The 20,642-nt window shown below is 63.7% G+C and carries 20 protein-coding genes; 9 read left to right on the plus strand and 11 right to left on the minus strand.

From position 1 onward, the window contains the following. Nucleotides 1–32: 32 nt before the first annotated feature. The 5 genes from EAH75_RS13550 to EAH75_RS19960 all read right to left on the minus strand — a co-directional run bounded on the left by EAH75_RS13550 (nucleotide 33) and on the right by EAH75_RS19960 (nucleotide 6,501). The gene (locus tag EAH75_RS13550) at nucleotides 33–2,288 is read right to left on the minus strand and encodes a TonB-dependent receptor (RefSeq protein ID WP_140652299.1); all 2,256 of its coding nucleotides are present in this window, start codon (nucleotides 2,286–2,288) and stop codon (nucleotides 33–35) included. A 180-nt stretch (nucleotides 2,289–2,468) separates the two neighbouring features. Next, nucleotides 2,469–3,053 (minus strand): response regulator transcription factor, encoded by a 585-nt coding sequence (locus EAH75_RS13555; RefSeq protein ID WP_140652301.1) that lies wholly within the window; start codon nucleotides 3,051–3,053, stop codon nucleotides 2,469–2,471. Between the two features lie 82 nt (nucleotides 3,054–3,135). Then, on the minus strand, nucleotides 3,136–4,410 hold the full coding sequence (locus EAH75_RS13560) for an ATP-binding protein (RefSeq protein ID WP_140652481.1): 1,275 nt from the start codon (nucleotides 4,408–4,410) through the stop codon (nucleotides 3,136–3,138). A 64-nt stretch (nucleotides 4,411–4,474) separates the two neighbouring features. Beyond that, on the minus strand, nucleotides 4,475–6,073 hold the full coding sequence (locus EAH75_RS13565; RefSeq protein WP_140652303.1) for a peptide MFS transporter: 1,599 nt from the start codon (nucleotides 6,071–6,073) through the stop codon (nucleotides 4,475–4,477). A gap of 137 nt (nucleotides 6,074–6,210) precedes the next feature. Continuing rightward, nucleotides 6,211–6,501: a hypothetical protein gene (locus EAH75_RS19960; RefSeq protein ID WP_240046237.1), complete on the minus strand. Its 291-nt coding sequence runs from the start codon at nucleotides 6,499–6,501 to the stop codon at nucleotides 6,211–6,213. On the opposite strand from EAH75_RS19960, the gene EAH75_RS13570 reads away from it, so the two are divergent. From EAH75_RS13570 to EAH75_RS13585, 4 genes are all read left to right on the plus strand, one after another. Continuing rightward, on the plus strand, nucleotides 6,431–6,748 hold the full coding sequence (locus tag EAH75_RS13570) for a diacylglycerol kinase (protein ID WP_240046235.1): 318 nt from the start codon (nucleotides 6,431–6,433) through the stop codon (nucleotides 6,746–6,748). The two genes, EAH75_RS19960 and EAH75_RS13570, sit on opposite strands and share 71 nt — an antisense overlap. An 86-nt stretch (nucleotides 6,749–6,834) precedes the next feature. After that, a complete protein-coding gene (locus EAH75_RS13575; RefSeq protein ID WP_140652307.1) occupies nucleotides 6,835–7,455 on the plus strand; it encodes a LemA family protein in 621 nt (206 codons plus the stop codon). A 2-nt stretch (nucleotides 7,456–7,457) separates the two neighbouring features. Continuing rightward, complete coding sequence (locus EAH75_RS13580) at nucleotides 7,458–8,339, plus strand: TPM domain-containing protein (RefSeq protein ID WP_170212232.1); 882 nt, start codon at nucleotides 7,458–7,460, stop codon at nucleotides 8,337–8,339. Further along, complete coding sequence (locus tag EAH75_RS13585) at nucleotides 8,339–8,842, plus strand: TPM domain-containing protein (protein ID WP_140652311.1); 504 nt, start codon at nucleotides 8,339–8,341, stop codon at nucleotides 8,840–8,842. The genes EAH75_RS13580 and EAH75_RS13585 overlap by 1 nt, the downstream gene beginning before the upstream one ends. Nucleotides 8,843–8,918: 76 nt before the next feature. On the opposite strand, the gene EAH75_RS13590 is transcribed toward EAH75_RS13585, so the two are convergent. Further along, nucleotides 8,919–10,877, minus strand: a complete 1,959-nt coding sequence (locus tag EAH75_RS13590; RefSeq protein ID WP_241668946.1) for an alpha/beta hydrolase family protein — start codon at nucleotides 10,875–10,877, stop codon at nucleotides 8,919–8,921. Nucleotides 10,878–11,109: 232 nt separating this feature from the next. On the opposite strand from EAH75_RS13590, the gene lgt reads away from it, so the two are divergent. From lgt to EAH75_RS13610, 4 genes are all read left to right on the plus strand, one after another. Next, nucleotides 11,110–11,937 (plus strand): prolipoprotein diacylglyceryl transferase, encoded by an 828-nt coding sequence (lgt, locus tag EAH75_RS13595; RefSeq protein WP_140652314.1) that lies wholly within the window; start codon nucleotides 11,110–11,112, stop codon nucleotides 11,935–11,937. A gap of 3 nt (nucleotides 11,938–11,940) precedes the next feature. After that, nucleotides 11,941–12,735 carry a thymidylate synthase gene (locus tag EAH75_RS13600; protein ID WP_140652316.1) on the plus strand — a complete coding sequence of 265 codons (795 nt, stop codon included), beginning with the start codon at nucleotides 11,941–11,943 and terminating at the stop codon, nucleotides 12,733–12,735. Between the two features lie 168 nt (nucleotides 12,736–12,903). After that, nucleotides 12,904–13,392 (plus strand): dihydrofolate reductase, encoded by a 489-nt coding sequence (locus EAH75_RS13605; RefSeq protein WP_140652319.1) that lies wholly within the window; start codon nucleotides 12,904–12,906, stop codon nucleotides 13,390–13,392. Next, complete coding sequence (locus EAH75_RS13610; protein ID WP_240046227.1) at nucleotides 13,392–14,357, plus strand: Nudix family hydrolase; 966 nt, start codon at nucleotides 13,392–13,394, stop codon at nucleotides 14,355–14,357. The genes EAH75_RS13605 and EAH75_RS13610 overlap by 1 nt, the downstream gene beginning before the upstream one ends. Nucleotides 14,358–14,382: 25 nt before the next feature. On the opposite strand, the gene coaE is transcribed toward EAH75_RS13610, so the two are convergent. The 5 genes from coaE to pilB form a co-directional block, all read right to left on the minus strand. Continuing rightward, on the minus strand, nucleotides 14,383–14,997 hold the full coding sequence (gene coaE / locus EAH75_RS13615; RefSeq protein WP_140652321.1) for a dephospho-CoA kinase: 615 nt from the start codon (nucleotides 14,995–14,997) through the stop codon (nucleotides 14,383–14,385). After that, nucleotides 14,994–15,851 carry a prepilin peptidase gene (locus tag EAH75_RS13620; protein ID WP_140652323.1) on the minus strand — a complete coding sequence of 286 codons (858 nt, stop codon included), beginning with the start codon at nucleotides 15,849–15,851 and terminating at the stop codon, nucleotides 14,994–14,996. The genes coaE and EAH75_RS13620 overlap by 4 nt, the downstream gene beginning before the upstream one ends. A gap of 19 nt (nucleotides 15,852–15,870) precedes the next feature. Further along, the gene (locus tag EAH75_RS13625; protein ID WP_140652325.1) at nucleotides 15,871–16,263 is read right to left on the minus strand and encodes an endonuclease domain-containing protein; all 393 of its coding nucleotides are present in this window, start codon (nucleotides 16,261–16,263) and stop codon (nucleotides 15,871–15,873) included. Nucleotides 16,264–16,321: 58 nt separating this feature from the next. Continuing rightward, on the minus strand, nucleotides 16,322–17,602 hold the full coding sequence (locus EAH75_RS13630) for a type II secretion system F family protein (protein ID WP_140652326.1): 1,281 nt from the start codon (nucleotides 17,600–17,602) through the stop codon (nucleotides 16,322–16,324). A 143-nt stretch (nucleotides 17,603–17,745) separates the two neighbouring features. After that, entirely contained in the window at nucleotides 17,746–19,467 is a 1,722-nt protein-coding gene (gene pilB, locus EAH75_RS13635) for a type IV-A pilus assembly ATPase PilB (protein WP_140652328.1), read from the minus strand. A 266-nt stretch (nucleotides 19,468–19,733) separates the two neighbouring features. Between pilB and EAH75_RS13640 the strand changes: the two genes are divergently transcribed. Further along, the gene (locus EAH75_RS13640; protein ID WP_140652330.1) at nucleotides 19,734–20,588 is read left to right on the plus strand and encodes a glycosyltransferase family 2 protein; all 855 of its coding nucleotides are present in this window, start codon (nucleotides 19,734–19,736) and stop codon (nucleotides 20,586–20,588) included. Nucleotides 20,589–20,642 lie beyond the last annotated feature (54 nt).

Consider the following 20,642-nt stretch of genomic DNA (forward strand, 5'->3'; position numbering starts at 1 on the left):
TGCCTTCAGGGGGAGCAGCAAAGCCGCGTTGTTCACAACTCCCAGCGCAGCTCGCCGAACCAGGTGCGGCCGGCATAGGGATGGTAGACCCAGTACTGCTCGTTGGTGAGGTTGTCCACGCCAAGCGAGGCGCTCCAGCCCGGCGAGAACTTCCAGCGCAGCCTGGCGTCGGCCACGGTGAAGCTGCTCACCGCGCCATAGGTGTCCACGTAGTCGCTGTTGTCCAGTGAGCCGTACTGGCGACCGGAGTGGCGTACGCCCAGCGAAGCATCCCACTGTGGCGCGAAGCGGTAGTCGGCGAACACGCTGGTGCGCAGTTTGGGAATGCGCGGAAAATATTTACCGTTGGCAAGCGGGTATTGGCGGTCGTCCAGCGTCCTGGCGTTGTTGAACGCGACGCTGGCCTGCAGGTCGAGTCCGGCCGTCCAGACGTCCGTCAGGCCGATCTCGCCCTCGATGCCGCGGTTGCGCATGCGGTCGATGTTCTGCACGCTGGTGATGCTGGGGGTGACGGTGATGTCGGTTTGCGAGTAGAGCGAGTCGGCGATGCGGTCCTGGAACAGCGATACGCGCCAGTGCCCGTTGGCGAGTTGGCGGGTGAGCGTGAGGTCGGTGGACTCGTCGCGCTCGGGCTTGAGGTCGGGGTTGTTGTTGACGATCGCATTGGCCGAGATGCTGCCCTGGAACAACTCCGCCACGGTGGGGTAACGCACCGCCTTGCCATCGGCCAGACGCAGTTCCCAGCCATCGGCGAAATCCCAGCTCAGCGCTGCCTTCGGTGAAAAATCGGTGCGCTGGCGATCGGCATAACGCAACGTGTGGCTCGCGTTGGCCAGCAGGCCGCCGTAGGCGCGCCACTGCTCCAGCCGCCCACCGAGGGTGAGCGACCATGCATTCGCAAAGCTCCACACGTCCTGCAGATAGGCGGCGCGGGTCTGGCTGCGTCCGGCGAACGCGCTGACCGGCGTGCCGTCGGCCGCATCGCGCCAGTCGCTGGCATTGCGCACACGGGTCTCCAGCACGTAGCGGTCGCCATGCACGCCGGCGTACAGCATGTGCTGTTCGCCGAGCGGGCCGGAACTGCGCAGGTCGAAGGTGTCCCAGCCGGAGCCCGCCTTGTTCGCGATCGTGCCGGGGCCACCACGCGGCGAGCCGGGCTCGGGCAGGCTGGCTGTGCTCGCCAGCGAACGCAGGAAATCGTAATGGCTGGCCACCGCGGTCCAGCGCCAGCCGTTGTCGAGGTGGCCATTCAACTCGACGCCGTAGAGCATGTGCGTGTCGCGGGCCGACGTGGGCGCCAGGCCGCTGGCCGGCAGGGTCCAGGTCCGACCGCCGACGCTGATGACGCCGCCGCTCACCGGCTGACCGGCGCCATCGCGGATCAGGCTGCGGGTGCGGTCGTCGGCGCGGTTATGCCACCGGCCCACGCTGAACAACGCGGCGACATGGTCGGTGACGTCGACGCCGACTTTCAGCTTGGCCTGGTTCTGTACGGTGTGTTCGATGCTGTTGGCGCCATACACCAGCCGCGATGTGCCGTTCGGATTGCGGTCGGGCGTGGCGCCGGTTACGGCGATCGCCGTGGCCGGATCGCCGCCGGCCTTCGCGCTGGCGTACTGCATCGGCTGGCCGCGGTTGTCGAGCTGGCTGATCGCCAGCAGCCAGCTCCAGCGACCCTGCCGGTCGCCCAGCGTGGCGGCCGCCTGGTGGCCGTTGTAATGGCCGCCTGCACCGTAGGCATCGCGATAGTCCTGGCTGAAGAACTGGCTGCTGACGCTGGCCGTCAGCCGTTGCGGCAGCACAGTGTGGATCAGCACCGTGGTGCCCAGCGAATTGCCCGGATACAGCGCGGAATACGGGCCGTACAGGATGTCGACGGCGCCGATTTCCTGCGGCGCCACCATGCCCCAGCGCGGCGCGCCGTCATAGCCGTTGGTCATCAGGTTGGAGAGCAGCAGGCCGTCTGCATAGACCAGGCTGCGCGCACTCTGCAGGGTGCCGGCATTGCGGCCGCTGATCACTGCATTCGGATCGCCGACGTAGCGTTTGCGCACCATCATGTTCGGCGCGTACTTGAGGGCATCGGCGCTTTCGGTGACGTTCTGTTGCTGCAGCTTCAGGCGGCTGACGCGTACCTGCACGCTGGGCGTTTCCATCACCATGGTGTCGCTGGCGTGCACCGAGACCGGTGCAAGCGTCGTTGTGGCAGGGGCAGGATCAGTCGCCCACAGCGGGCTGGTGGACAGCGCAAGTGCGACTGCACAAAGGCCGATTGGAAAGGCGTTCAAGCGACACTCTGGATGGGGGTCTAGGGTTGCAAGGATAGTCCGCTGTCGCGCGCGCAACAGATGGCGCGTTGTCGCAGCGGGAGTGCAGGCGGATGCACAACGGCATCGTCCGGCGTGCATGGGACGCCGGTATGCGGTGAAAGGTGCCCGCCGACGTTGCGACGGCGGCTGACTGCCGGATCAGTCGTCCCGTTCGGGACGCTCGCGCACCGGGTGCTTGCTCAGTTTGCGCTGCAGGGTGCGGCGGTGCATGCCGAGGCGGCGCGCGGTCTCGGAAATGTTGCCGTCGCATTCGGTGAGTACGCGCTGGATGTGTTCCCACTCCAGCCGGCGCAGCGCCAGCGGCTGCTCGGGGGCGTCCGGCGGATCGTAGTCATCGGCATCGTTGTCGCCATCGAGCAGCGCTCGCACTACGGCATCGGCATCGACCGGCTTGGCCAGGTAGTCGTGGGCGCCGCGCTTGATCGCTTCCACCGCGGTGGCGATCGAGGCGTAGCCGGTCAGCAGCAGTACGCGCAGGTCCGGCACCAGCGCGTGCAGTTCGGGAATCAGGCGCAGGCCGTTGTCCTCGCCCAGCTTGAGGTCGAGCACGCAGTAGCGCGGCTGATGCCGACGCGTGAGCGTGCGCGCTTCGTCGAAACTGGTTGCGGTGATGATCTCGAAGCCGCGCGAGCCGAGCGCACGCGCCAGCACGCGCAGGAACGTGGCGTCGTCGTCGACCAGCAGCAGCGGGCGCACGGTAGCGGCGTGGGGCAACTCGGTCATTGCGATGTTTCCTGAAGTGGAGCAATGCCCATTCTTGCCGGAAGCGACGACGCTTGCACGCCTGCCGGGCCGAAGGGCGGGGCTATTTTTCGGCGATCACCGCCAGCGGCAGGCGCAGGCACACTTCTGCACCGTGTTCGGTATTGCCGGCGATCAGCTCGCCGTTCAATCGTTCGGCGGTGGCTTCGGCCAGGGCCAGGCCAAGGCCGAGCCCGGTCTGCTTTTGCGAATGACCCAGCAAGGTCAGCTCGCCGGTGGCGTCAATGCCGGGACCGTGATCGCGCACGTTCAACTGCAGCCAACCACCTTCGCGCGATACCTGCAGCGCCACCGCGTGCGAGTGGTTGCCGGCCGAGGCATCGGCAGCGTTGTTGAGCAGGTTGATGAGCGCATGGCGCAGTCCCGGCGGTGTGCGCAGCACGGTCTGTGCGGTGGCTTCGTCCAGTTCGAGGGTCAATTCGGCCTCCGGACGCAGCAGCTGGAAACGCTCCAGGCAGCCGTGGATGAACTGCTCCACGTTGAGTCGTTCCGGCTCCTGCGACAGCTGTGCCTTGCCGAAGGCGACCATCTCGCGAAGGATCGTGCGGCAGCGGTCGACCTGGCCCTCCAGCAGTTCCAGGTCTTCGGCCAGCGAGGTGTCGCCGGCATGTTCGCGACGCAATTCGGGCAACAGGGTGCGCATCGTCGACAGCGGCGTATTGAGTTCGTGCGCGGCACCGGCGGCCTGGGTGGCGATCGCCAGGATGCCCTCGTCGCGCAACGCACGTTCGCGCACGCGCTGTACTTCAAGCTGTTGTACGCGTAGTGCGTAGGCCAGCCGGTTGATGAAGAAGCCGAGCAGCAAGGCACTGATCACGAAGTTCACGCCCATGCCGGCCACGTGCAGTGAAAAACGGCCAGGCGGGCCGTCGTGTGTCGGCATCGGCAGCGGCACGTGCCAGTACAACAGGATCACGTAGGCGACACCGGCCAGTGCCGCTACCGCCAGAATCGCGCGTGCCGACAATGCCGCTGCGCTGAGTGCGATCGGCACCAGCAGCAAGGTGATGAACGGGTTGCTGGCACCGCCGGTGAAATACAGCAGGTAACCGAGTACCAGGGTATCGGCGGCGATGTGCCCGATCGCCTCCCATTCGCGCAGTGGCCACGGCTGGCGCAATCGCCAGGCGGCGAACACCGAGAACACGGCGAGCAGGCCGATGCCCAGCAGCAGCGGCAGCAGCGGAATCTCCAGCCGCATCCACCACGCGCACACCAGCACGGCCACGCTCTGCCCGGCGATGGCACACAGGCGCAGCCAGGCCAGCGTGCGGGCGAGAGCGAACGGGCCGATTCGGGTGGTGCTGCGATGGGACATCGCGTTCATGGGCTGATCAGAAAGCCTTTGGAGCCCGCCGTCGCTGGCGGCGGATTCCTCGAACTCACGGGTTGTTGAATTCCTCGCTGCGTACGGCGGGCAGCGGCGTGTGGTTGTTCGCGGGATCGGAGTGGCTGGCCGACAGCTTGTTCATCAGCGGCAGCATGGCCAGCGCGATCAGCACGCAGGCGATACCGACGAAACCGAGCTTGTTGAACAGGCTCACGTAGATCGTCAGCGACTGCACCGGATCGGTGATGTTGTCGGGGATGTGCGCATAGTTGGCCACGATGCTGCCGAGGTATTGCGACAGGCCCACCGCCACGTAGTACGCGCCCATCATGAAGCCGCCCATGCGCGAAGGCACGTAGCGCGCGATCATCGCCAGGCCCAGGCCGCTGACCAGCAACTCACCCAGCGAGTACCAGCCATAGCCCCAGATCATCGTCCACGACGATACCTGGCCGGCCACCGCTGAGCTTGCGCCCACGCCATACATGAAGAAACCCACGGCGACGGCGGCAAACCCCAGCGCGAACTTCAGTGCGATCGAAGGATCCTTGCCGATCCGGCCGAGCGAGTTGTAGGCGAATACCAGCACCGGGCTCAGGACGACGATCCAGATCGCATTGAGGTTCTGGTATTGCTCGGGAATCCAGTTGAACAGGTGTACCCCGAATACGTTGAACGACAGGTCCACGTTGTGCTGCGCGAACAGGTTCAGCGACGTCGCCATCTGCGAGTAGAAGATGAAGAAGAAGATCGTCTGCACGGTCAGCACCAGTGCGGCGATCAGGCCGGCGCGCTCGCTGGGCTGGCTGCTGCGGATCAGGTGGGCAAACACACCCAGGATCAGCACGCCGGCTGCGTAGACGCAGACCCTCGCCACGGCTTCGCTCTGCAGGATGAACGCGACAACGAAGATCAACAGAAACGCCGTGCCGAACACCGGCAACGCCCGGCGCATGTTCATCGGCAGGTCGTCCGCAGGCGAGCCGATGTCCCGTAAGGCGCGACGCATGAAAAAATAGATGATCAAACCGAGGACCAGGCCCACCGCGCAGCAGCCGAATGCGGTATGCCAGCCGATCGAATCGCCGTATCGCGCTCCGATATAGTCGCGGATCCACGGCGTGGCCGTCATCGAGAGCATCGAACCGACGTTCACCGCCATGTAGTAGATGGTGAAGGCGCTGTCGATCTTGGTGTCGTCGCCTTCGTAGATCTTGCGTACCAGATTGCCCGCGTTGGGCTTGAAGAAGCCGTTGCCGACCACGATCACGCCGAGCGCGAAATAGGTGAGGTTGGCCGGGGTCAGCAACGCCATCAGGCCGCTGCCGCCATCGGTCAGACCCAGCGTCTCCGGCGGGATCCACAGGATGCTGTAGCCGATCGCCAGCACCGTCGCGCCGATCAGCATGGTGCGTCGCGTACCCAGCAGCTTGTCGCCGACCCAGCCACCGATTGCCGGCGTGGCGTAGATCAGCGCCGCCGCCGCACCCCAGACGAGGTTGGCCCTGGTGTCGACGAAGCCAAGCTTCTTCATCAGAAACGTGACCATCAACACCTGCATGCCGTAGAAGCCGAAGCGCTCCCACATCTCGATCATGAAGACGGTGGTGAAGGAGCGCGTCTGCGAGACGGGCGGATTCTGGATAGCCATACTCTTTTCCGTGGGATTCAAACTGTGGCGACGCCAAAGCGCCCTATGACATGCGAGCCTGAACGGATCACAACCGTCGAAGCGTAACCTATTCGCCATCGGGGTGTAGCTGCACTGCGACATTGCAAAAGCCTGCGTCAGGCGCTCGCGATGGGTGCCTGTGGCATCATGACCGCCTGAATCAACCTGTTTGAAGGGAAGTTGTCACCCATGCCGATTGTCGGGATATCGCCGTTCGTGCCAGCCCTCATAACCGTTGCCAGGTCGCCGTTATCGGCGGCAGCCTGAAGGCGCGTCGCGATGGCCGCCGAAGGTTTTCGTGGTCCGAAGCAGCTCTGGAATGCGTTCCAGTGGTCGATGAAGGGTTTCAGGGCCGCTTGGCGCCACGAGGCATCATTCCGGCTGGAAGCCTGTCTGGTGATCATCATGGTGCCGCTTGGCCTGTGGCTCGGTGACGGCGGCCTGGAGAAATTCGCGTTGATCCTGGCGCCGTTGCTGGTGCTCTCGGCCGAATTGCTCAATTCGGCCATCGAGGCGGTGGTCGACAAGGTCAGCCCCGAGTTCCATGAACTGGCCGGGCGCGCCAAGGACATGGGCTCGGCGGCGGTGTTTGTGCTGCTGGTCATGGTGGCACTGAGCTGGGGCCTGATCCTCGGGCCACGCCTGTTCGGCTGAGCTGCGCGTTTTCACCCCGCGGCGACACGATTGCGTCGCTTCGCATGGGATGATGGAATGACTTTCCACCGGAGCGGAGCGACCCCATGAAACTTCTGCGAAATCTCGTGCTGTTGCTGCTCGCCGTCAGCCTGACCGGCTGCGGTTACAACACCATCCAGAAGCAGGACGAAGCGGTCAAGGCAGCCTGGTCCGAAGTGCTCAACCAGTATCAACGTCGCGCCGATCTGGTGCCGAACCTGGTCAACACGGTCAAGGGTTATGCCCAGCATGAGGAAAAGGTCTTCGTCGAGGTGACCAATGCGCGCGCCAAGGTCGGCAGCCTGCAGGTCAACGCCGACTCGCTCAACGATCCGCAGAAACTGCAGCAGTTCCAGGCCGCGCAGGGCGAACTGGGCAGCGCGCTGTCGCGACTGATGGTGGTCAGCGAAAACTATCCGCAGCTGAAGGCCGACGGCCTGTTCCAGAACCTGCAGGCGCAACTGGAAGGCACCGAGAACCGGGTTACCGTGGCGCGCAACCGCTATGTGCAGGCGGTGCAGGAATACAACGGGATGATCCGCACCTTCCCCAACAACATGACCGCGAAGATCTTCGGCTACAAGGTCAAGCCGAATTTCAGCGTGGATAACGAGAAGGCGATCTCCACTGCACCGACGGTTGACTTCGGCACCGGCACGCCGGCCTCCGCCACCTCGACGCATTGATGATGTTTCGGTGCTTGCCGCGCCTGTGCCTGATGCTGGCGATGGCGTTGCTGTTGCCTGCCCTGTTGCATGCCGCCGATGCTCCGCCGACGCTGACGCGTCACGTCACCGACCTTAGCGGCACGCTGACGGCGCAACAGGTCGATCAGCTGGATGGGCAACTGGTTGCGCTGGAAAACGCCAAGGGTGCGCAACTGACCGTGCTGATGGTCGGCAGCACATCCGGGCAGGACATCGAGAGCTATTCGCTGGCCGTGGCCGAGGCGAACAAGGTCGGTCGCAAGGGTATCGACGATGGCGTGCTGCTGCTGATCGCGAAGAACGATCACCGCGTGCGCATCGAGGTCGGTTACGGCCTGGAGGGCGCGATTCCCGACGCGGCCACCGCGCGGATCATCCGCGAATACATCGCGCCAAAGTTTCGCGGCAACGATTATTTCGGCGGCATCAGCGACGCGGTTGGCGCGCTGACCCTGCTTATCAATGGCGAACCATTGCCGCCACCGGTGCAGGGTTCGCCCGCCGACGAGCGCTCCGGCCCGGGATTGCAGAACAGCCTGATGATTGGCGTGTTCGCGGCGCTGTTCCTGCGCAGCGTGTTCGGCCGCGCCCGGCCCTGGTTGCGCGCGCCCGTGGGCGCCGCGCTGGTCGGCGGCCTGTTGTGGCTGCTGGTATCGATGGGCGCAGGCATGCTCGGCGCGCTGATCGGCGGCGTGTTGATGCTGCTGCCGGGCGGCGCCGGGCGCTCGATCGGCGGCGGTGGCTGGGGCGGCTTCGGCGGTGGTGGCTGGGGTGGCGGCAGTAGCGGCGGAAGCTTTGGTGGCGGCGGTTTCAGCGGCGGTGGCGGCAGCTTCGGTGGCGGCGGTTCTTCGGGGAGCTGGTGATGACACGCATGCGGCGACTTCTGGCCAACCTGTTCGGCGGCTGGTTCCAGCTGCCACGGCGATTTCCCGCGGCACTGCTGGACGACATGGCCACCGCCGTAGCGGCCGGCGAGCGCACCCACCGTGGGGAAATCTGTTTCGCAATCGAATCGCGATTGTCCCCGCTGGCGGTGCTGGATGGCCTCGATGCGCCTGCGCGTGCGCAGCAGGTATTCGCCCAGTTGCGGGTATGGGATACCGAGTGCAACAGCGGCGTGCTGTTCTACGTGCTGATGGCCGAACACCGTATCGAGATCGTCGCCGACCGCGGCATCGCGGCGAAGGTGGCGGCAGGCGAATGGGATGCGATCTGTGCGCACATGCGCGAGTGCTATGCGCGCGGGGAGTGGCGCAACGGCAGCGTTGCCGGCATAGCCGCCGCGAACGTGCTGTTGCAGCGGCACTTTCCCGACGGCGGCGAACCCCGTCCAGACGAGTTGCGCGATCGCCCGATACTGCTCTGAACAGCGCGCGGCGGCTGGCGACGGAGCGAAACGGCCACCGTGAAGGTGGCCGTTCGTTTATCACGTGCGACGCGGGCTACACACCCTTGCCGATGTGCTTTTCCAGGAACGCCTGCAACAGGTTGTAGAACTCGACGGTGTTCTTCTCGTCGTAGAAACCGTGGCCTTCGCCCGGCTTGCTCATCCATTCGTACGGTTTGTGCGCGGCATCGAGTGCTGCACGCATCGCCTTGGCCTGCGCGAACGGCGCACGCTTGTCATCCTCACCGTGGATCAACAGTACCGGTACGTCGATCTTGTCGGCCAGCTTGTCAGGCGAGTTGGCAGCGAGATCGGCATCGTCCTTGCCGATGACCGTGTTCAGATAGCTGCGGCCGGACTTGCTTGTTTTGATGTCGCCCTTCTTGTACATCATGGCCAGGTCGTAGACGCCGGCATAGCCCACCGCGCACTTGAACATGCCCGGGGCGCGGATCGTTGTCATCATTGCCGAGTAGCCGCCGAAGCTGCCGCCGTAGACGCAAACGCGCTTCGGATCGGCGTAGTTTTCCGCGATAGCCCATTTCACGCCGTCGATCAGATCCTGCTGGATGCGGGTGCCCCATTTCAGATAGCCGGCTTCCTGGAAGTCCTCGCCGCGGCCACTGGAGCCGCGGTAATTCACCTGCAGCACGAGGTAGCCGCGGCTGGCGAGGAACTGGGCGTCGTGGTCGTAGTCCCAGTTGTCCCGTATGCCGATCGGCCCGCCGTGCGGCAACAGGATCATCGGCAGGTTGGCCAGGTTGGTGCCGTTCGGAATCGTCAGGATCGCCTCCAGCTCCATGCCGTCGCTGGTCTTGAAGTGCAGAGGGCGGCGCTCAGCCATCTTTGCTGGATCGATCCACGGCGCCGTGGCGAACAGCTTGATCACTTTGTAGGTATGCGTGTCGATCAGGTAGTAGGTGCCCGGATCGCGGTCGCTGTTGACCGAGAACAGCAGCTTGCCGCCATCCTCGCTGAAGTCGATGAAATGGACGTAGCTGCCGGGGAATTTCAGGCTCAACGCGCGATGCAGTTTCGCCGTGGGAAGATTCGGATCGATATAGGTGAATGTCGGCATGCCGGTGGCAGGCACGGTGGCGAACGGCTGGTTCGGAAACGGTGTCCATTCGACGTTGCCGATACTGCTGAAGCTGTCACTGGCGAGCACCTTGCGGTTGCCCCCGTTCTCGTCCTGTTCCACCAGTTCGGTAGGGCCGCCGCCAGCATTGTATTCGGCGTAGATGCGTTGTTTGTCCGGGGCGAAAGAGCGCGGTGTAAAGCTGCCGCCGATCTGGGCGGGCGTCATCTTGGCCCAGCCCGCTGCCTGCTGGTGATAGACGACATAGTCGTAGTCGTCGTTTCGGCCGTAGGCAAAATGGGCCTTGCCATCGGCGCCGACCATGAAACTCATGCCGCCTACTCCGATCTGGCCGATCAGATGGCGGGTGTTCTTGCCTGCGTCGACGTCATACAGCGTGCTGGTATCGGTCTCCTCCCAACTCTGCGTGCCCATGTAAAAGTGGCCGTTGGTCGGTTGCGGCAGGTCGTCGACATAGCCCCAGCCGCGATCGGTGCCGCGCGTACCCGCACGTGTGCCGTACTTCATGCTGTCGCGGCCGTAGAGATAGTCCTGATTCTTTCCGTCCAGATCCGTGGCGATCACTTCACCGGTCAGGAAGGGTTTGTCGATCGAGCCGTACATTTTGCCTTTGTCCACCACGAGTCTGGTATTGCTGACCCAGGTGATATTTGCGGCAATCTCATATTTGGGTAGACGCAACATGCTCACCGGCTGGCTCATGTCGTCCACCTTGTAGATGGCCAGCAGGTGCGATTCGCCATCGGGGTCATTCATGTTGACGGCGAGGTATTCGCCATTCGGCGAGAGCCGTGGCATCGTCAACAGCGGATGGTGCGCGAAATCTTCCACCGGGATCAGATCGGCCGCTGCGGCGGCCGCAGGCAATAACAGACAGGCAGCGGACAGCATGGTCCGCGCGAAACGGTAGGACATCGGATTTCCCCCTGACACGCTCCGTGTGATGAGCCGGCCTCGCCTGGAGCGCACGACGGGCTGACTGGATGTGGATATCGCTGGCGGTGACGACGGCTGCCTGGTTCCCGTCCCCCGGTGCAGACAGCGTCAACGGCGATTCTAGCGCCGGCGCAGCCGCGATCGAAAGGGCTGCTGACGCCATGCATTCCCGGCCCGCTACACTTGCACTTTGTCAGCCAGCCTTGTCCTCATGTCCCAGCCCTTCGTTGTCGATATCAACCCCGTCGCTTTCCAGCTCGGCCCAGTCCAGGTGCACTGGTACGGGCTGATGTACCTGCTCGGTTTTTTCTTCGTCGCCGTGCTGGGCGAGTACCGGCGCCGGCGCGGGCGCCTGCCGGTCAGCCGCGATGCGCTGGGCGATCTGCTGTTCTACGGCATGCTGGGCGTGATTGCCGGCGGACGGATCTGGTACATGCTGTTCTATGCCGACATCGACTGGATCTGGACTGCGCCGCAAACGCTGTTCAAGGTGTGGGACGGTGGCATGAGCTTCCACGGCGGCTTGCTCGGCGTGCTGGTTGCCGGCTGGTGGTGGTCGCGCCGGCAGAAGCTGCATTTTTTCGACACCATCGATTTCGTGGCGCCGCTGGTGCCGCTTGGGTTGGGCCTGGGGCGGCTCGGCAATTTCATCAACGGCGAGCTGTGGGGAAAGCCCAGCGATGTGGCGTGGGCGATGATCTTTCCGCAAGCGCCGGATCGGCTGCCGCGGCATCCCTCGCAGCTGTACGAGATGCTGCTCGAAGGCGTGTTGATGTTCGTGGTGCTGTGGCTGGTGTCGCTGAAACCGCGCCCGCGTTACCTCGTGTCGGGCCTGTTCGCGCTGCTGTACGGCTGTTTCCGCTTCGCGGTGGAATTCGTGCGCGTGCCCGATCCGCAGCTCGGCTATCTGTTCGGCACGCAGTGGGTGACGATGGGGCAGATGCAGTCGCTGCCGTTGATCGTGGTGGGATTGCTGCTGATCGCGCTGTCGCGACGGGCGCCCACGCTGCCGCTGGTACCCGCTGCCGCAAAGGCTTGAAACATGCGCGCCTATCTCGATCTGCTTCGTCATGTTCTCGATCACGGCACCGAAAAAACCGACCGCACCGGCACCGGCACGCGCAGCGTGTTCGGCTGGCAGCTGCGCTTCGATCTCAGCCAGGGTTTTCCGCTGGTCACCACCAAGAAGCTGCACCTGAAGTCGATCGTGCACGAGCTGATCTGGTTCCTGCGCGGCGACACCAACATCGCTTACCTGAAAGAACACGGTGTGCGCATCTGGGACGAGTGGGCCGATGCGAATGGCGATCTCGGCCCGGTCTATGGCCAGCAATGGCGTGCTTGGCCTACCGCCGATGGCGGTGTGGTCGATCAGATCGCATGGGTGATCGATGAGATCAAGCGCAACCCGGATTCGCGCCGGCTGATCGTCAGCGCGTGGAACGTGGGCGAGCTGCCGAAGATGGCATTGCTGCCTTGCCACAGCCTGTTCCAGTTCTACGTGGCCGATGGCAAGCTGAGTTGCCAGCTGTACCAGCGTTCGGGCGACATCTTCCTTGGTGTGCCATTCAACATCGCCAGCTATGCGTTGCTCACCCATATGGTTGCGCAGGTATGCGGGCTGGGCGTGGGCGATTTCGTGCACACGCTGGGCGATGCGCATCTGTACAACAACCATGTGGAACAGGCGCGACTTCAGCTGACCCGTGAGCCGCGGCCGTTGCCGTGGTTGAAGCTCAATCCCGAGATCCGTTCGATCTTCGATTTTCGCTATGAGGACATCGCGATCGATGGCTACCAGCCGCATCCGGCGATCAAGGCGGACGTGGCCGTCTAGCCGTTTTGCCGTGCGCGGGAGCCGACAGCCGAAGCCTCTCGCAAGTACCTGCGAGGCGCCCGGTTTGCCGTCGCGACATAGCACCATCCTGTTAAGATTCGATGCCATCGGTGGCGCCATTTGCAGGCGCCGGCCACCTCACCGACCAACGCCTTTCAAGGATCCGTTATGGCTATTTCGCTGATTGCCGCGCTCGACGAAAACTTCGCCATTGGCCGCAAGGGCCAGTTGCCCTGGCATCTGCCGGATGACTTGCGCTGGTTCAAGCAGCTGACCACCGGCAAGAATGTCCTGATGGGTTACAACACCGCTTTGTCGATCGGGCGCGCGCTGCCGGATCGGGTCAATCTGGTGTTGTCGCGTCGGCACGAGGCGCCGTTCCCCGGCCAGATCACGGTGCGTTCGGTGGAAGAGGCGCAGGCGCGCACCGACAATACCGGGCTGATGGTGATTGGTGGCGGCATGGTGTTTTCCGAAGCCTTGCCGCGGGCCCGTCGCATGTATCTGACCTGGGTAAGCGCCGCGATCGATGGTGCCGATGCGTTTTTCCCGGGCGTGCATTTCAGTGATTGGACCGAGGTTTCCCGCGTGCATCACAAGGCCGATGCCGAGCATGCGTACGACTTCGACATGGTCGAATACCTGCGCAACAGCTGATGCCGGCGCCGATCGCGCCAAGGCCGGTCATGCATGTGATGGCCGGAGTGATGCATGACGCCGAGGGGCGCGTGCTGCTGGCGCAGCGACCCGCCGGCAAGCATCTGGCCGGCATGTGGGAGTTTCCCGGCGGCAAACTTGAACGCGACGAAGCGCCGCTGGCGGGACTGGCGCGCGAGCTTCACGAAGAACTCGGTATCACCCTGCAGCGTGCCGAACCGCTGATCCGGGTGCCGTGTCATTACGTCGACCGCGAGTTGCTGCTGGATGCGTGGCAGACCGATCAATGGGAAGGTGTGCCGCAATCGCTGGAAGGACAGGCATTGCAGTGGCTCACGCCGGCACAGATCGATCCGTCGATCCTGACTCCTGCCGATCGCTCGATCCTGCAGGCATGGCGGCTACCCCGCCGCTACCCGATCACGCCGCCCGGCGTGAAACCGGATCAACGCGGCGTCTGGTTCGAGCGCATCGGTCGGGCGATCGAGCGCGGCGAGCGACTGGTCCAGTTGCGGTTGCCGTTATGGCCGCGTGAACTGGTTCGCGAACTGGCTGCTGCCTTGCTGCCGCTGGCCCGTCGGCGTGGCACCCAGTTGCTGCTCAATGGCGATATCGAAGGCGCGCTGGCGCTGGGTATCGGCGTGCAACTGAAAAGCACACAACTGGCTGCCCTGACCGCGCGACCGCTGCCGCTGGCGCAACTGGTCGGCGCCAGCTGCCACGATGCGGCGCACCTGACGCAGGCGTCGAGTATTGCCGCGGACTTCGCCACGCTGTCGCCGGTTGCGGCTACACGCAACCTGCCGCAGCGGCCGCCACTGGGCTGGCCCCGATTCCACAGATTGGCCGAGGCTGCCGCATTGCCGGTATACGCGCTCGGTGGCATGGCGCCCTCGCATATCATGCAGGCCCGTCAATGCAGCGGGCAGGGCGTGGCTGGCATTCGTGAGTTCTGGCTGATCTAGACACTTGGGCGCAGGCAGGGTCTGCCTACGAAGCCAGGGCCAGATAGCGCTGATGCAAGGTGGCTACCGCGTCATCCAGGGCAGCTTCGTCGCCGTCGTTCTCGATGACGTCGTCGGCCAGCGCGAGTCGTTCGGCACGGCTCGCCTGATGGGCCAGCATGCGCCGGGCCAGTGTCTGGTCGATGCCGTCACGGGCGATCAGGCGAGTGATCTGCACCGACTCGGGTACATCGACCAGCAGCACGCGGTCGACCCAGCGGTAGTGCTCGATGTTTTCAGCCAGCAGTGGAATCGCCAGCAGGCAATACGGCCCTTGTTCGGCCAGCACACGCTCGCGCAGCCATTGACGCACCCCTGGATGGATGATCGCTTCCAACTTCTTCCGCGCTGCAGGATCGGCAAACACGCGCTGACGCATGGCGGGGCGATCCAGCCGCCCCGAGGCATCCAGTACCTCGGGACCAAACACGCCGACGACGGCAGCCAGGCCGGGCGTACCCGGCTCGATCACCTCGCGCGCCGCCACGTCGGCGTCGTGCACATGCACACCCAGCGCCTCGAAGCGCCGCGCCACCGCCGTCTTGCCGGCAGCGATGCCGCCGGTCAGCGCGATGGTCAGGGCGTGCGTGCGTGCGCTCATCGCAGGCCGGTCAGCTGCATGTAGCCCTGCAGCAAGCCGTGTCCGGCGACGAACCACACCCAGCCCGCGGCGGCGATGAATGGTCCGAACGGCATCGGGATATCACGTTCGTGCTTGCGCAATGCGATCAAGGTGCCGCCGACCAGGGCACCAATCAGTGACGACAGCAGGATCATCGGCAGCAGCGATACCGGCCCCATCCATGCGCCCAACGCAGCGAGCAACTTGAAATCGCCGTGGCCCATGCCTTCCTTGCCGGTGAGCAGCTTGAATACCCAGTACACGCTCCACAGGCTCAGATAACCGATGGCAGCCCCGATGATCGCCGAAGGCGCGGTCACGAACATCGGCAGCAACGCCAGCACCAGGCCCAGCCACAACAATGGAAAGGTCAACTGGTCGGGCAGCAGCTGGGTACGGAAATCGATACCGGACAACGCAATCAGGGTCCAGGTCAGCACCAGCCCCGCCAGTGCTGCCCACGATGGCCCGAATTTCCACACGATCACCGCGCTCAGCACGCCGCTGAGCAACTCCACCAGCGGATACTGGATCGAGATCTTCGCCTGGCAGTAACGGCAGCGTCCCCGCAGCAGCAGCCAGCCGAACAACGGAATATTGTCCATCGCCGACAGCGGGTGCTTGCAGTGCGGACAATGCGAAGGTTCACGCACGATCCCCGGCGGCAGCGGCGTCACATCGGCCTCAAGTTCCAGCACCTCGCGTGCTTCCTGCCGCCAGCCTGCCGCCATGCGTTCGGGCAATCGCAGGATCACCACGTTGAGGAAGCTGCCCACCAGCAGACCGAGCACGCCGGCAAGGGCAATCCACAGGACGAGAGGAAGTTCGGGCATCGGTAGGCCTGGGCTTTTTTTAAAGCCCCTCTCCCATCGGGAGAGGGGTTGGGGAGAGGGTACGGTCTCGCGCAATACTCAAAATCACCTCAAGCACCGCGTCAATCTCCTGCAACACCTGATTGTCCCAGAATCTCAGGACAAGCAAACCTTGCCTTTCGAGAGCGTTTGTCCTTGTGCTGTCGACCTGTTCATTATGTTGCGAACCGTCGAGTTCGATGACAAGGCGAAGTTCTTCGCAATAGAAGTCCGCGATATAAGGCGGAATGGAATGCTGGCGGCGGAATTTGAATCCGCCCAGGCGGCGGGCGCGCACGTGGTACCAGAGTTTGGATTCGGCGTCGGTGCTGGTGGTGCGCAGGGCTTTTGCTGTGGTCAAGGTGCGGGTGGGTAGCGGCGGTTTGTGACGCATGGCTTCGACCGGACCCTCACCCCAACCCCTCTCCCGATGGGAGAGGGGCATTCAAGTGCTAGAACGTGCCAGCGAGCTTGAAGATGGGCAGATACAGGGCGATCACCATGCCGCCGACCAGGGTACCCAGCACCACCATGATGATCGGTTCGAGCAAGGTGGACAGGGTGTCGACCGCGTTGCTGACCTCTTCCTCGTAGAACTCGGCAACCTTGAACAACATGTTGTCCAGCGAGCCGGACTCCTCGCCGATGGCAGTCATCTGCACCACCATGTTGGGGAACAGGCCAGTCTGCTTCATCGCCAGTTGCAACTGGTGGCCGACCGAGATGTCGTCGCGCATCTGGCGCACGGCATCGCCGTAAACCACGCTGCCGGTGGCGCCGGCCACCGCGTCCAGCGCCTCGACCAGCGGCACACCGGCGCGGAACGTCACGCCGAGCGTGCGGGCGAAACGGGCGATTGCCGAGTTGCGCACGATATTGCCCATCACCGGCATCTTCAGCGCCATCCGGTCGAGGAAGTGCGCGAATTTCACCGAACGCTTCTTCGCGATGATCAGCGCGGCGATGCTGCCGCCGATCACGCCGATCACCACCCACCAGTAGCTCTGCATGAACTCCGAGGCGGTGACCAGCAGCTGGGTGGGCGCGGGCAGCTGCGCACCGGCATCCTGGAAGGTCTTGGCGAACACCGGCACCACGAACAGCAGCATGATCAGGCAGACCATGAACACCACGGCCAGCACCATCATCGGGTAGAACAGCGCCTTCTTGATCTTCTTCTTGATCGCTTCCGTGCGCTCCTTGTAGGTGGCGACGGTGTCCAGTACGGTATCCAGCACACCCGACGTCTCGCCGGCATGTACCAGGTTGCAGTAGAGCTCGTCGAACTGCACCGGATAGCGGGCCAGCGCTTCATGCAGCGCCGCGCCGCCTTCGATGTTCTGTTTCACGTCGAGCAGGATGTTCTTGAAGCGGATGTTCTTCTGGCCATCGGCAATGATGTCGAACGACTGCACCATGGGTACGCCGGAGGCCATCATGGTGGCGATCTGGCGGCTGAACACGGCAACGTCACCGGGCTTGACCGTGCTGCCGGTGGCGCCGAACAGCGGCTTGGAGCGCTCCCGCACGGTTTGCGGGTTCATGCCCTGGCGACGCAGCTCGGCCTTGACCAGCGAGGCGTTCTTCGACGCCATGTCGCCCTTCATGCGCTTGCCACGCTTGTCCAGCGCGACCCACTCGTAGGTGGTCAGGCGGCTGACTTCGGCACGTTGCGCACCGAGCGCACGCGTCTTGTCTGCGTTTGCGTTTAGCTTTGCGGTAGCCGTGGCCATGCGCATGTTCCCCCAGTGGTTCAGTGCCGAAGCCGTCCAAGTAGGCGGCTGACAAGGTATTTGTACAGCTTATGTCATTTCTGTCGTGCCAAACCGTGGCGCCGGACGCAAGTTCGATGCTACGGGCGTCCCAGATCCATGCCTCATTCCTTGGTCACGCGGTCGATCTCGGTCAGGCTGGTCAAGCCTTGCTTGACCTTGAGCAGGGCCGACGCGCGCAGGTCATTCACTCCGGCGGCCTTGGCCACCTCGCTGATCTGCATTGCATTGCCGCCTTGCAGGATGATTTTCTGGATGTCCTCCAGCATCGGCATCACCTGATAGATACCCACGCGGCCCTTGTAGCCCTCATTGCAACCGTCGCAGCCGCCGGCCTCGTAGATGGTCAACCCGGCGTCGATGTCGGTCTGGCTGAAACCGGCGGCCAGCAGTACCGGTGGCGGCAGGTTCTGCGGCTTCTTGCAATCGTGCAGGCGCCGAGCCAGGCGCTGGGCAATGATCAGCGTCACCGACGAGGTGATGTTGTACGGCGCGATGCCCATGTTCATCAGGCGCGAGATGGTCTGCGCGGCGTCGTTGGTATGCAGGGTGGACAGCACCATGTGGCCGGTCTGCGCCGCCTTGATCGCGATCTCGGCGGTTTCCAGGTCGCGGATCTCGCCGACCATGATCACGTCCGGATCCTGGCGCAGGAACGAGCGCAGCGCGCTGGCGAAGGTCATGCCGCGCTTCACGTTCTGCTGTACCTGATTGATGCCCTCGACACGGATTTCCACCGGATCTTCCACCGTCGAGATATTGCGCTCGGCGGTGTTGAGGATATTCAGGCCGGTATACAGCGACACGGTCTTGCCCGAGCCGGTGGGGCCGGTGACCAGCACCATGCCGTAGGGCTTCTGGATAGCATCGAGGTAGAGCTTCTGCTGCTCCGGCTCGTAGCCGAGCTTCTCGATGCCGATCTTGGCCGACGAGCCGTCCAGGATACGCAGCACGATCTTTTCGCCGAACAGCGTGGGCAGCGTGCTTACGCGAAAGTCGATCGCACGGGTCTTGGACAGGTTGAGCTTGATGCGGCCGTCCTGCGGCACCCGTTTCTCGGCAATATCCAGCTGCGCCATCACCTTGATGCGCGAGGAGATGCGATTGGCCATCTTCATCGGCGGACTGGCCACGGCCTTCAGCATGCCGTCCATGCGCAGGCGCACCCGATACTGGGTTTCGAACGGCTCGAAATGAATATCCGAGGCACCCCGGCGGATCGCGTCGACCAGGATCTTGTTGACGAACTTCACCACCGGTGCGTCGTCGAGTGCATTGGCATCAATGCCGGTTGCCTCGGCCTCGTCGTCGCCAACCTCCAGCTCCAGCCCGTCCAGCTCGCCGCCCCCCATGTCGGGCATGGTGTCGCGCATGCTGTTGAGCAAACCCTCGATCACCCGCTGCAGCGAGCCCCGCTCAACCAGGATCGGCTCCACCATGCAGTTGGAGTGGAACTTGATCTCGTCCAGCGCATGCGACTGCATCGGATCGGCAATGCCGACAAACAACCGCTTGCCGCGACGGAACAGCGGCAAGGCCTGATGCTTGTTGATCAGTGCCTCGCTGATCAGGTCCAAAGGCATGGTCGCGGGATTCAGCGAAGCCACATCCATCATCGGCATGCCGAACTCGGCCGAGGCGATTTGCGTCAGCTTGCCGCTGTCGACCAGATTGTGATCGAGCAGCCAGGCACCCAGCGTGGCCTTCTGCTGACCGCTGTCCGCCATCGCCTTGCGTACATCCGACTCCGGCAGCACGCCTTCGGACACCAGTCGGCGCGCCATGCCGGACAGACCTGCGAGCGACGGTTGCAATTGAGATGACATAACCAGATTCGACCTTTCCTCTGTATGTGGTTGAATCTACCGCAGTCCAGCCCGCAGGTCATCCCTTTCCCTGCAATCCGGAACCCGCGGGGTGATGCCGTGCGCAGGCTTTTCGTACGCGTTCTGTTCCTTTCCTGCTGGCAGGAAAAGGTCGCGATGGGGTAGCTGTTTGGACTCGGAGGGGGAAAGCCCCAAAACCCAATCCCTTCCTCAACCACCATCCGCCCTTCACGCTATGATCCCCCTTCACCCAGGGGAGCCACCTGTTGAACCGTCTGAGCATCATCCTGCCTGCCAAGAATGAGGCGCCCGCGCTGGCCGTACTGCTGCCGCGCCTGCGCGCTGCCCAACCCGAGGCCGAGATCATCGTGGTCGACGACGGCTCCATCGACGACACCCGCAGCGTCTGCAAGGGCAGCGGCGTCGAATGCCTGTCCTCGCCGTATTCGATGGGCAATGGCGCGGCGATCAAGCGCGGTGCACGTGCCGCCACCGGCGACATCCTGGTCTTCATGGACGGCGACGGCCAGCACGATCCAGCCGACGTCGCCCGACTGCTCGACCAACTGAACCGCGGCTACGACATGGTCGTTGGCGCCCGCGACTGGGGCAGCCAGGCCGGCGTCGGCCGCGGCCTCGCCAATACGCTGTACAACTGGCTGGCCACCCGCATGACCGGCCATCCGGTGCTCGACCTCACCTCCGGCTTCCGCGCCGTACGCGCAGACAAGTTCCGTGAATTCCTGCACTTGCTGCCGAACGGCTTCAGCTACCCCACCACCAGCACCATGGCGTTCTTCCGCAGCGCCTACCCGGTTGCTTACGTGCCGATCAAGGCAGCCCAGCGCATCGGCAAGAGCCACATCAAGCCGCTGCGGGATGGCGTGCGGTTCCTGCTGATCATCTTCAAGATCGCCACGTTGTACTCGCCGTTGAAGTTGTTTGTGCCGGCCAGCGTGGTGTTCTTTCTGATGGGCTGCGTCAACTACGCATGGACTTTCATTCACGAAGGGCGCCTCACCAACATGAGCACGCTGTTATGGAGCGCTGCAGTAATCGTGTTCCTCATTGGGCTGGTGTCCGAGCAGATCACGGCGCTGACGTATCGCCGGGATCAATAAATTGGATAACCACTGGTTCGGATACGCTCGGCACCACGGGTGACACAGATTCAG

The organism is Rhodanobacter glycinis (assembly GCF_006438785.1).
Lineage (GTDB): Bacteria > Pseudomonadota > Gammaproteobacteria > Xanthomonadales > Rhodanobacteraceae > Rhodanobacter > Rhodanobacter glycinis_A.